Annotated in this window: 9 protein-coding genes and 2 pseudogenes; 4 read left to right on the top strand and 7 right to left on the bottom strand. The window is 43.9% G+C overall.

Annotated features, from left to right (window positions below):
- Positions 1-737, bottom strand: a pseudogene (locus GPK60_RS15375) (hypothetical protein); the annotation flags it as partial.
- Between the two features lie 134 nt (positions 738-871).
- Between GPK60_RS15375 and GPK60_RS11450 the strand changes: the two are divergent.
- The 4 genes and pseudogenes from GPK60_RS11450 to GPK60_RS11435 all read left to right on the top strand — a co-directional run.
- A pseudogene (locus tag GPK60_RS11450) lies at positions 872-1,120 on the top strand (manganese catalase family protein); the annotation flags it as partial.
- A gap of 226 nt (positions 1,121-1,346) precedes the next feature.
- Positions 1,347-2,525 carry a putative peptidoglycan glycosyltransferase FtsW gene (locus GPK60_RS11445; protein WP_173866027.1) on the top strand — a complete coding sequence of 393 codons (1,179 nt, stop codon included), beginning with the start codon at positions 1,347-1,349 and terminating at the stop codon, positions 2,523-2,525.
- Between the two features lie 31 nt (positions 2,526-2,556).
- Positions 2,557-3,402 carry a PHP domain-containing protein gene (locus tag GPK60_RS11440; RefSeq protein WP_173866028.1) on the top strand — a complete coding sequence of 282 codons (846 nt, stop codon included), beginning with the start codon at positions 2,557-2,559 and terminating at the stop codon, positions 3,400-3,402.
- An 11-nt stretch (positions 3,403-3,413) separates the two neighbouring features.
- Positions 3,414-4,418, top strand: a complete 1,005-nt coding sequence (locus GPK60_RS11435) for a Cof-type HAD-IIB family hydrolase (protein WP_173895807.1) — start codon at positions 3,414-3,416, stop codon at positions 4,416-4,418.
- Between the two features lie 73 nt (positions 4,419-4,491).
- Here the strand turns inward: GPK60_RS11435 and pepF are convergent, their stop codons facing one another.
- From pepF to groL, 6 genes are all read right to left on the bottom strand, one after another.
- The gene (pepF, locus tag GPK60_RS11430) at positions 4,492-6,282 is read right to left on the bottom strand and encodes an oligoendopeptidase F (RefSeq protein WP_215660166.1); all 1,791 of its coding nucleotides are present in this window, start codon (positions 6,280-6,282) and stop codon (positions 4,492-4,494) included.
- Between the two features lies 1 nt (position 6,283).
- Positions 6,284-7,756: a methyltransferase domain-containing protein gene (locus GPK60_RS11425; protein WP_215660151.1), complete on the bottom strand. Its 1,473-nt coding sequence runs from the start codon at positions 7,754-7,756 to the stop codon at positions 6,284-6,286.
- Positions 7,757-7,831: 75 nt separating this feature from the next.
- Complete coding sequence (locus tag GPK60_RS11420) at positions 7,832-8,554, bottom strand: peptidoglycan recognition family protein (protein WP_243867595.1); 723 nt, start codon at positions 8,552-8,554, stop codon at positions 7,832-7,834.
- A gap of 106 nt (positions 8,555-8,660) precedes the next feature.
- Complete coding sequence (gene guaB / locus GPK60_RS11415; RefSeq protein WP_022118035.1) at positions 8,661-10,115, bottom strand: IMP dehydrogenase; 1,455 nt, start codon at positions 10,113-10,115, stop codon at positions 8,661-8,663.
- Positions 10,116-10,205: 90 nt separating this feature from the next.
- On the bottom strand, positions 10,206-10,574 hold the full coding sequence (locus GPK60_RS11410) for a hypothetical protein (protein ID WP_022118034.1): 369 nt from the start codon (positions 10,572-10,574) through the stop codon (positions 10,206-10,208).
- A gap of 150 nt (positions 10,575-10,724) precedes the next feature.
- On the bottom strand, positions 10,725-12,353 hold the full coding sequence (gene groL / locus GPK60_RS11405) for a chaperonin GroEL (protein ID WP_147631617.1): 1,629 nt from the start codon (positions 12,351-12,353) through the stop codon (positions 10,725-10,727).

Below are 12,353 nucleotides of genomic sequence, written 5' to 3'. Positions count from 1 at the left end.
CCATCGGCAGTAAGTGTGGCAAGCTGGCTGTTACAGCTCTTATCAGAATAGACACCAAATGTCGCACCCTCAAAGGAATAGTTGGCGTTGTCATCTGTGACCGTGGGATTGGAAGAAGTCTTTTTGACCTTTGCATTTCCTACATTTAACTTTGCCCAGAACTGTCCAATGTCCTGTCCCTCGCCAGTGTAGATATAACCACCACATTCATAGCGTCCTTTATTTGCTTTCACAAATGCTTTCGCACCAGCGTAAACTTCATTCTGAACTGCCTGTGAGATTTCATTATAGGAAGCTCTGACATTATCGCATTGCCAGCCAAGCTGTTCGCTCAATCTCTGCCAGACAACACACTGTTCCAGCAAATACTTCTGGTTGTTATTCAGCCCTGTATGAGTAGCGGTATATTGCTTGACGTACTCTAAGGAAAGAGCAACGTCCGCAATCTGATCACTACTCATGCGTGTACTTGCGTCAGACCTTGTTTTATATCCATTCTTGAAATTGGTATTGATGTCCACGCAGTAGGCAGTTTCGCCCTCAACTTTCATGTGTCCCTCATGGAACGTGGATTTGATAGAACCGTCATTCATAATTTGTTCAATGTAGCCGACACGTTCTGCTGATTCTGTCCAGTATTGATTGCCGGAAGCATGAACCGCCGTCACTGGTAATGCCGTAAGAATGGTTGCAAAAGCAAGCGTTCCTATCAGCAATCGCTTTACTAGCTTATTCATATTTTCTCTTTCTCCTTTCGATTTTGGGTATGAAAAAAGACGCTCATTTCTGAACGCCTAAATATCGAAAACACTGGAACTATGTAGGATAGCTTGTTTTATCTTCATATTATATTGTGTAATGTTGTTCTTACGAAGTCGCCCCAGAACAAAAAGCACGCAGCACGTATGATAACATTTTGAGAATGGTAAAAGATCCGGATGTTGCAGATCCGATACGTTTTCTCAGAGCAAGAGAAATCGTACATTTTCAGAGATTCGGTGAAGCACTTCGCATTTTGCAGGATGAACTGGATTCTAAAAATTTTTATGCATACAATCCAAGTTTTGATAAACCCGTCAGTTGTCCTTCTTCTTCAAATGGATGTATGAAAAACAATTAATATAGAAAAAACAGAAAGGGGCTGTCGCTGTCACGGCAGCCCAACAATTCTCGATTGCAGCATAACAGGTATTTTTCACTTGAAAGTGCATAAATACCTCAATAATATACGAAAGTGCAGCGGACTAAAGTTATGTTTTCTTAAAAATGCTGTCTGATATGGGTTTTCTTTGACTTTAAAATATGTTATGATACATAGTAATCCTAATAGAAAGGCAGGATTTTATATGGCACAGACAAACACAAAAACCGTCAGGAGAAAACGTAAGGTAAGACTTCTGACAAGAAACGGTCAGTATTATGATTACAATCTTCTGGCCTGTGTAGTCCTTCTCACCTGTTTTGGGCTTATCATGCTTTACAGTACAAGTGCTTATGATGCCCAGGTTGAGTATGGAAGTGATACATATTTTCTTTTCCGGCAGGCATTGTTCAGCGTTGGTGGATTGGCAGCGATTTTTGTTTTTTCCATGATCGATTACCATTTTTACGCCAGATATGCCGGCTATTTTTACCTTTTCAGCAATCTTTTGCTTTTGGTTACCAAATTCATCGGTCACGAGGTAAACGGTGCAAAACGATGGATCAAAATTGGTCCGATCCAGTTTCAGTCAGCAGAACCTGCCAAACTGGCAATCATTCTGTTCCTTTCTGTACTGATCGTGCAGTTCGGCAAAAAGTTAAAAGGCTTTAAGGCACCGGCTGTTCTTTTTGCTTTTGGTGCACTTACGTTCCTTCTGACCTGGAAATTTACCGAAAACTTAAGTACCGCCATCATCATCCTCGGCATTACCTGTGCACTGATTTTTGTTGCACATCCAAAGACTGCACCGTTTGTTCTCACAGCCGGCATTGGTCTTCCTGTCGGTATCGTAGGCGTGCGTGGATATGTTTCTTCGCTTGGTGCAAGTGGAAACTTCCGTTTCAACCGTGTCCTTGCATGGATCGATCCGGAAAAATATTCCGATGGCGGCGGCTATCAGGTACTTCAGGGATTATACGCTATCGGCTCCGGCGGTCTGTTCGGCAAGGGTCTTGGCAACAGTACTCAGAAAATCCAGTCTATCCCGGAAGCTCAGAATGATATGATCTTTTCGATCATCTGCGAAGAACTTGGACTCTTTGGTGCTGTTCTTCTGACCATCCTGTTTGTTTTTCTGCTGTACCGACTGATGTTTATCGCACAGAATGCACCGGATCTACTCGGTTCTCTGATCGTTACCGGTATTTTTGCACATATCGCTTTGCAGGTCATTCTGAATATTGCCGTTGTATTGAACGTAATTCCTACAACCGGTGTTACGCTCCCATTTATCAGTTACGGCGGTACTTCGATTCTCTTCCTGATGACGGAAATGGGAATCGCCCTGAATGTCTCGCGGCAGATCCGGATAAAAGACAACTGATGATTATTTCTGCAAAGGGAGGTTCTTAATTATGATCGATCTTCATGTTCATTCTACCTTTTCAGACGGAACACTGACACCAACGCAGCTGGTAGAACATGCCATGGAAAATCATCTTACGGCTTTCGCTCTGACCGATCACGACACCGTAGATGGTCTCGGTGAGGCGTTTCAGGCTGCCGAGGACAAACCAATAAAAGTCATTTCCGGCATTGAGTTTTCTACTGAATACAATGGTCAGGATATCCATATCGTCGGTCTCGATTTTGACTGGCACGATACTTCTTTCTGCCAGGAACTGGATCATTTCCGCAATGCCCGTTTTGAACGGAATCGTAAAATGGCTGAAAAGCTTGCCGACTGTGGATTTCCGATCACTATCGAGGCTTTGCAGGAAATGTTTGGTGATGCCGTTCTGACAAGAGCACATTTCGCACGTTTTTTATATGAAAAGGGCTGTATTCCATCTATGAATGATGCTTTTTTTCATTATATTGGAAATGACGGACCTTGTTTTGTCCCACGTGAAAAGGTAACCCCGGCAATGGCCGTGCACCTGATCCATAAACTGGATGGAATTGCCGTCCTTGCACATCCAATGCAGTACCACCTTTCTGATTCTCAGTTAAAGGAACTGATCCGTACCCTGAAGCCAGAAGGCCTCAACGGGATCGAAGCCATGTATTCACGTCACTCGGTTTCTCAGGAAAACCGTGTACGCCGGCTCGCCCAGGTTATGGGACTTGCCGTTTCCGGTGGTTCTGATTTTCACGGCAGCAATATACCGGGGATTGATCTGGGTGTGGGACGCGGCAATCTTCGCATACCGGACACGACTTTTGAGAACCTCAGAAAACATCGTGACAGACAATACTAAAAGGAGTTTTTATGATGAAATTCAGAGAACGTTTTATGATGGGAGAAGTCCCATTTGATGATATCTTTTCTTTAACAGACAAATGGAACTTCAGTGATGAAGCATGTACTTTGCGTGAATATCTCGGCCTTACTGCCAAAGAAGAAGATGTGTGGATCAGCGACAGTGACGATGCCCTGGAAGAATTAATGGAAAAAGAAAAAAATACCAAGGCAGTTTTCCTGGATCTGGACGGAACGCTCTTTACCGACGAAAAGACTTTTTCTGCCGGCAACTGTCAGGCGATCGAAGAGGCTCTTGCAGCCGGGCACCATATCGTGATCTCCACCGGCCGCCCTCTTGCCAGTGCGATCATGCAGGCAAAAGAACTTGGTTTTACGAAAAAGGGCTGTTTTGTGATTTCTTTTAACGGCGGTGAAATCTACGATATGTACCGCAAAAAGAGTATTTTCAAAAAACCGCTTGCAATGCCGCTCGTTCGCCGCATTTTTGACGAAGCCCTTCAGTGCGGTCTTCACTGCCAGACCTATTCCGACAGTGAGATCGTTACAGAGCACGATACCGAAGAGGTAAAACGCTACTCTTCCATCGTCAAGATTCCATACAAAGTCGTTCCGGATGTGACCGCTTTTCTGAAATCAGAACCGGTCAAAGTGCTGGTTGTAAATTATGAAAACAAGGAGCATCTCCGTGATTATCTTGAAAAGACCGCTGACTTTGCAGACGGCAAGATCAACCGTTTCTTCTCCAGCAATGAATACCTGGAGCACGTCGCTCCCGGTATTGACAAGGGCTCTGCCGTTCGTTTTCTCTGTGAATACACCGGAATCCCACTGTGTAATACCATTGCTGCCGGAGATGCCGAAAATGATATTTCCATGATCCGGGCCGCCCATATCGGCTGTGCTATGAGAAATGCCGAAGAAGAAGTGAAGCAGGCTGCTGACTATATCACAGAAAATGACAACAACCACGACGGCGTTGCCGAGATCATCCATAAATTTGTATTAAAATAAGATATCCGGATAAGTACCTCTGCAATCCGCCGCTTAAAAAGGAGATGTGCCTTTCACTGCACATCTCCCATTTTTATACGAGTTTTTCCAGTTCTGTAAGATATTGTTCAAACACCTTCAATGCCTCTTCTACCGGTTTTTTCTTTTCCATATCAACACCACAGAGTTTCAGCAGGTCGATCGGATCCATAGAACAGCCACCGCTTAAAAAGGCTTTATATTTCTCAACAATCCCTTCTTCCTTTGCAAGGATCTTGGTGCTGATCGCAATGGCCGCTGAAAATCCGGTCGCATATTGATAAACATAAAACGGTGTGTAAAAATGTGGAATCCTTGCCCACTCATAGCGGATCAGATCATCCGAAACCATTGCTTCTCCATAGTATTTCTGATTTAATGCATAGTAAGCATCGCACAACACATCCGCTGTCAGTGTTTCGCCCTGTTCCACTTTCTGATGCATTTCCTGCTCAAAATGTGCAAACATGGTCTGACGATACAGAGTTGTGCGAAACTGCTCCAGGAAATAATTGATCAGATATGCCTTTTCTTTTTTATCTTCGGTCTTTTCCATCAGATCATGGATCAGCAGTGCCTCGTTACAGGTAGATGCCACTTCTGCAACAAATATGCGATATCCGGCATTCAGATAATTCTGGGCATGATCGGAATACCAGGAATGCAGAGCGTGCCCCATTTCATGGGCCAGCGTAAATACATGGTTTAAATTTCCCTGATAGTTCAGAAGGACATACGGATGCGTTCCATAAGCTCCCCAAGAATAGGCTCCTGAACGCTTTCCCTCATTTTCATAAATATCGATCCAACGCTCATGAAATCCTTTCTCAAGCAGGCCTGTGTATTCGCTTCCAAGAACGGAAAGTGCATTCAGCACCATATGTTTTGCCTCTTCGAAAGAATATTTTTTCTCGGTCTTTTCAATCATCGGAACATAGACATCATACATATGAAGCTGTTCTACGCCCAGCAGCCTTTTTCTCAGTTCCAGATAACGCTGCATCGGCTGCTGATGTTCTTCTACTGTGTGAATCAAATTAGTATAAACACTGATTGGAATATTTCCGCCATCCAGTGCTGCTTCCAGAGAAGAACTGTATTTGCGTTCTTTTGCAAAAAAAGCTGCCTGACGCACATTTGCATCAAAAACGGCCGCAATCGTATTTGCAAACCCTTTGTAGCCGCTATACAGGTTTGTAAACGCTTCTTTTCGGATCTCTCTGTTTTTATTTTCCAGATAATGTACATAGCGTTCCTGCGTCAGCGGCTGCTCATTTCCATTTTCATCTTTTACCGGCTGAAAGGTAATATCTGCATTATTAAACATACCGTAAATATTAGAAGGGGCACGGCCAAGTTCACTTACCCTTGCCAGAAGTTCTTCTTTCTCTTCACTGAGACTGTGCTCTTTTGTTCGCAGGATTTCTTCCAAAAATCGTCGATATTCCGAGAAAGGCTCATCCGCCAGATACTCCGTTAATTTTTCATCCGGAATTTTCAAAATCTCCGGCTCCAGAAAGGCAGACACTTCATTGACCTGATTCATCAGCACCTGTACCTGCCCGGAACATTTCTGGCTTTCGCCATTTGCCATATCCTGATGCAGAAGCTGATTTGCATATACATATGCTTTTTCGAATCTCTGATTCAGTTCACTGTAAAAATTCAGTGCCTTTTTCAGATTTTCTGCACCTTCCACAAGCGTTCCTTTGCAGGAATACAGCTCCTGTGCCAGTTTTCGGATTTTTTCAAGATCTTCACTCCATGCTGCCTGATCCTGATATAAATCTTCCAGTGCCCAGGTAAATTCTTTTGAAATTTCTTCTCGCTTTTTTACATGTTCCATTTTACGCCTCCTGCAGTTTTGCGACCACTACTTTACTGTTCTGCCGTTCATTCAGCACTGCCGTCTTCAGTATCGTAAGATTATTCTGTCTGCGGCACATTTCTTCAAGTAATGTTCCCTGACGATTATACAGCACAAGAACAGCTCCTCTCTTTAAAAGCGTTTCTGCTTTTTTAAAAAATGTCCTATAGAATGCTTCATCTGCGGAAGCCGGCATATCTGTAATCAGTTCATCAAACAGATAGTCATGTTCAAAGGTAAAGAAGTCTCTGGCAATATAATGGATCGGCATTCTCGTCACCGCAGTATTGTCTCTTGCTTTCTGAATCCCTTCCGCATAGATATCAACACCATACAACGGATCTGCAGAACGAAAATACTTGCGTTCGATCAGCATGGTTCCGACACCGCAGAACGGATCGAGTACCTGTGCATTTTCTTTCAGATGATCTCCGGCGATCTGCATGATCAGTGCTGCATTCACCGGGGCAATGGAAGCGGCAATGCTCTCTTTTCGATAAACAAAACGTTCATCTTCCATCGTATACAACCTCAGAAACGGCAGATAACCACCTTTTTTGCTCTCGACAATGCGGATTTCAATTTCATAATCCGAAATGGAATTGATCAGCATCCGTTCGCTTTTTTCTTCCAGCAAAGCTGCCGTTTTTTTCACAAATTCGCTTTTTTTGCGTTCATCCAGAGAACCTTTGTACTCGATGCGAAACAGAAACGCTCCTTTTTCCTCATGCAGACTTTGAAGCAGTTCCATGATCTCGGTGTTCCATACCGTCTGTGCCGCCGCCTCCGCCGTATACTCCCGTTCCACTTTTCCGTGAAGCGGAAATAGGAGCTCCTGCCAGGTTCGTATTTTCGCGATTTCCTGCAGATCTGCCCCCTGAATGCGAACGCCTCCGGCAAGCATGGAGACTTCACCGGTCTGGATCTGTCTGGCTGTGATCTGGCGGTTATTCCGATTGCACAAAAGAATCACATCTTCCGTCTTTCCCCCACAGAATGTATGATGTTTTGGCTTTTCATATTTTAAGATCATGCGGGAAAGAACGGCTGCTTCTTTCTGGAGATGTTTTTTCCCCTCGTCTGCCGCATAGAGCAGTTCTTCCTGCAATGTTTTCTGTCTTTTCTTTAATTTGGGAAGCATCTGTGAAAAATTCAGTTTTTCCATCGCTTTTAAATAAGACTCTCGGACAAAGAGCTGTTTTTCTTTCTCATAGGCTTCGTAGAGCCACGGAAGAACATCTTCGGATTCCAATTCTCCGAGGATCAGTGCTGCATTTTTCCGTATCTTGGCGTCTTTATCCTTTAATAGAGCTGCCAGTTTTCGAAAATCGCCTGCCAGCATATAAGCAAATGCACTTTTTTCTTTCTTATCTGCTATCAGCTGCTTTAAACAGATCAGATTTGCCCGGACATCTTCTCCCCTGCAAATACTTTCATATATATCTTTAACCATACCTTTCCTTTCTATACCTGTCTTCTCTTCCTGTTCTTATAATGGCTGCATATTTCTACTGTTCAGATTTTTGGATTAATTTCCATTTTCTTCAATATACTTTGCCACATCTTCTTTAAATGCATTCCATGCATCTTCATGCTCCACAAAATACTTTGGACAGTCTTTTCCGGTAACATCATAATGGCGGATCACATTGTCCATCGTCAGATTAAACTTTCCGCACAGAAATGCAACCAGCTCCACAAGAGACTGATACGTTACCTCCTGGAACGCTCCTGACTCATCCGGATGACAACATTCAATGGACACTGTATCGTTGTTGCGGTTGTTAGATGCATAGGCGATCTCATTTGTCGGAATGCACTGAATGATCTCTCCGTCCAGTCCGATGATAAAATTGCTGCTGACCTGATTTTCTCCGGTGTCCTTGAGGCTTTCAAAATAATCCCGATTATTCTGTGCGGTACTTCCTGGATTAGCCGTATAATGAACCACCACACCACGCACTCCATCGGTTGCAATCCCTGGTCTGGAGTATTCGTTGACAGTCAGAAGCTGCACATCAAGCTCCGGCTGTGGAACCTGTTTTACAGGATCTCCGATATCATACTGCTCCCATGCATCCATCCCTGCCTTCTGGTATGTCATTTTTTTCGTACCGGTGTTCCTGTGAAAGAAAAAGACAAAAAGCAGTACCAGAACAACTGCTGCCAAACTCGCCGATACGGTGATTCTTTTTTGAATTTGCCTTTTCCTCTCTGCCATTTTTCTTCGGCTTCTGTCGTTCTCCCACATATCTGCCTCCAATGTAAAATGCGATAATTGCAGTCTGCTTTCACTCCCGCCGGCGTGCAAAAAAGAAAGGCGGATTCCTTTTTCGGGAAATCCGCCTGTTCCGCTTTTATTCATCAACGCTGTAGTTTGGTGCCTCTTTTGTGATATGAATATCATGCGGATGAGATTCTTTCAGAGATGCTGCAGAAATCTTGATAAATCTTCCGTTCTCTTTCAGATATTCAATATCTTTTGCTCCGCAGTAACCCATACCGGAACGAAGACCGCCCATCAGCTGGAATACGGTATCTTCTACGCTTCCCTTATAAGCTACACGTCCTTCAACACCTTCCGGTACCAGCTTCTTCGCATCAGACTGGAAGTAACGGTCTTTGCTTCCGTTTTCCATTGCTGCGATAGATCCCATACCACGGTATACTTTATATTTTCTTCCCTGGTACAGTTCAAATGTTCCCGGGCTCTCATCACATCCAGCAAACATGCTTCCCATCATACAAACATTCGCACCGGCTGCGATCGCTTTTGTCATATCTCCGGAGTACTTAATACCGCCATCTGCGATAATCGGGATACCATACTCTTTTGCAACACTGTAGCAGTCCATAACAGCTGTGATCTGCGGTACACCGATACCTGCAACCACACGTGTTGTACAGATAGAACCAGGTCCGATACCAACTTTGACTGCATCTGCTCCGGCTTCAATCAATGCCTTTGTAGCTTCTGCTGTTGCCACGTTACCTGCGATAACCTGCAAATCCGGGAATTTCTCTTTGATCATGCGAACACAGTTCAGAACGTTTGCAGAATGTCCGTGTGCAGAGTCCAGAACAACGACATCGACATGTGCATTTACCAGCTCCTGTGCACGATCTAGAACGTTTGCTGTGATACCAAGTGCAGCACCGCACAGCAGACGGCCTTTGGAGTCTTTGGAAGAGAGCGGATACTTGATCTGTTTTTCAATATCCTTGATCGTGATCAGTCCTTTGAGATTGAAGTTATCATCCACGATCGGCAGTTTCTCTTTTCTTGCTTTTGCAAGGATCTTTTTTGCCTCTTCCAGTGTGATACCTTCTTTTGCAGTGATGAGGTTTTCAGAAGTCATGGATTCTTTGATCTTTTTGCTGAAATCCTCTTCAAACTTCAGATCACGGTTTGTGATGATACCTACCAGTTTTCCGTTTTCTGTAATCGGCACACCGGAAATACGGAACTTTGCCATCAGATTGTTTGCTTCTTCCAGTGTATTGTCAGGGGATAAATAAAACGGATCCGTGATAACACCATTTTCAGAACGTTTTACCTTATCAACTTCCTCTGCCTGCTCCTGAATGGACATATTTTTATGTATAATACCAATGCCGCCCTGTCGTGACATCGCAATCGCCATTCTGTGTTCCGTAACTGTGTCCATTCCTGCACTCATCATCGGGATATTCAGTCTGATAGACTTTGTCAGATAAGTAGACAGATCCACCTGATTCGGAATCACTTCCGAATAGGCCGGCACAAGGAGTACATCATCAAAAGTAATACCTTCGCCTATAATCGTACCCATTTTATTATCCTCACTTTCTTTCCTGAATTTCTAACATCTGTTGTTAGTTGTCAAGTTTATCAAATTTGTCGAAACCTGTCAACCCTGTTTTCAGGCAAATTGTACTTTTCCCGGAGAACGTCTTTGCATATCCAGGAGCATTCCCTGATCTGGTTCAAAAATCAGCAGATCCTTCTGCTCCGCTCTCGGTATCAGCATGCCATAGCGCATGCCTCTTCGCCCGGCGGAACAGTCTCTGATCTTGATGTTCTTATCTTTTCGATATTCTCGAAAACGTTTTGCATCCAGCGGAAACAGAGCTTCCATATCCGCCACTTTGTAAGTACCGATGTGTTCCCGTCTCTTTTTCAGGTAAATGCAGTCAATATCCAGCTCTCCATTCAGATACAGGTATTCATACTCCAGAATGGAACCGAAAATGGATCTTGAGACTCTTTTTTCTGTGTACCAATCCTTCATACATTTTCTTCCTGCTTTCTTCTGATTTCATACTATTATATGCCTTGTTTTTTATTATACACGAAATTCTCATCTTGTAAAAGGAATTTTTAAAAAAAGCAGTTACAGATTTGTTCTCTGTAACCGCTTTTTCTTAGCTCGGTTCTTTTATTACATCATTCCGCCCATTCCCGGGGCTCCGCCTGCCGGCATTGCTGGTGTTTCTTCTTTGATGTTCGCAACACAGGATTCAGTTGTCAGGAAAGTGGATGCAACACTGGTTGCATTCTGCAGTGCACTTCTTGTCACTTTTGCAGGATCCAGGATTCCTTCTTCTACCATGTTTACATATTTCTCATTGTATGCATCAAATCCGACACCTACCTCAGATTCTCTTACTTTGTTAATGATAACAGCTCCTTCCAGTCCTGCATTTGCAGCGATCTGATGCAGTGGAGCTTCCAGTGCTTTGAGGATCACGGATGCACCGGTCTTCTCATCTCCTTCCAGAGTATCTACCAGTTTTGCAACTTCCTTGGATGCATGGATGTATGCAGATCCGCCTCCTGCTACAATGCCTTCTTCTACGGCTGCTCTTGTTGCATTCAGAGCATCTTCCATACGCAGTTTTGCTTCTTTCATCTCTGTTTCGGTAGCTGCACCGACACGGATCACTGCTACGCCGCCTGCCAGTTTCGCAAGTCTCTCCTGCAGTTTTTCTTTATCAAATTCAGAAGTTGTAACTTCGATCGTAGCTTTGATCTGTGCGATTCTGTTTTCGATTTCTTTCTTATCGCCCATTCCGTCAACGATAACGGTATTCTCTTTTTTCACTTTGACAGATTTTGCACGTCCAAGCTGGCTGATCTGTGTATCTTTCAGTTCCAGTCCCAGTTCTTCGGAAATGACTTCACCGCCGGTCAGGATTGCGATATCTTTGAGCATTTCTTTTCTTCTGTCACCATAACCTGGAGCTTTTACACCGACTACCTGGAAAGTACCACGCAGTTTGTTCAGAATCAGAGTCGTCAGAGCTTCTCCTTCGATATCCTCTGCGATGATCAGCAGTTTCTTACCGGACTGTACAATCTGCTCCAGCAGAGGCAGAATCTCCTGGATATTGGAAATCTTTTTGTCTGTGATCAGGATGTACGGATCATCCAAGACAGCTTCCATTTTTTCCATATCGGTTGCCATGTATGCGGAAATATAGCCGCGGTCAAACTGCATACCTTCTACCAGATCCAGTTCTGTTTTCATGGTCTTGGACTCTTCAATCGTGATAACACCATCATTGGAAACTTTTTCCATAGCATCTGCTACCATATTTCCGACTTCATCATCACCTGCGGAAATAGCTGCTACTCTTGCCATCTGATGTTTGCCGTTTACTTTGCTGCTCATAGCTGCGATAGCATCCACAGCTGCCTGTGTTGCTTTTTTCATACCTTTACGCAGGATGATCGGGTTTGCACCTGCTGCCAGATTTTTCATACCTGCCTGGATCATTGCCTGAGCCAGAACGGTAGCAGTTGTGGTACCATCACCTGCTACATCATTGGTCTTGGTAGCAACTTCTTTTACCAGCTGTGCACCCATGTTCTCGAATGCATCTTCCAGCTCGATCTCCTTTGCAATGGTAACACCGTCGTTTGTAATCAGCGGAGCACCATACTGTTTATCCAGAACAACGTTTCTTCCTTTCGGTCCAAGTGTTACTTTTACTGTATTTGCCAGTTTATCAACACCTGCTGCCAGTGCTGTTCTTGCTTCTGAACCGTATTTAATTTCCTTTGCCAT

Source organism: Ruminococcus sp. MCC718, from assembly GCF_018783905.1.
Classification (GTDB): Bacteria; Bacillota; Clostridia; order Lachnospirales; family Lachnospiraceae; genus Hominisplanchenecus; species Hominisplanchenecus faecis.
This window is presented reverse-complemented; position numbering and strand designations above follow the sequence as displayed.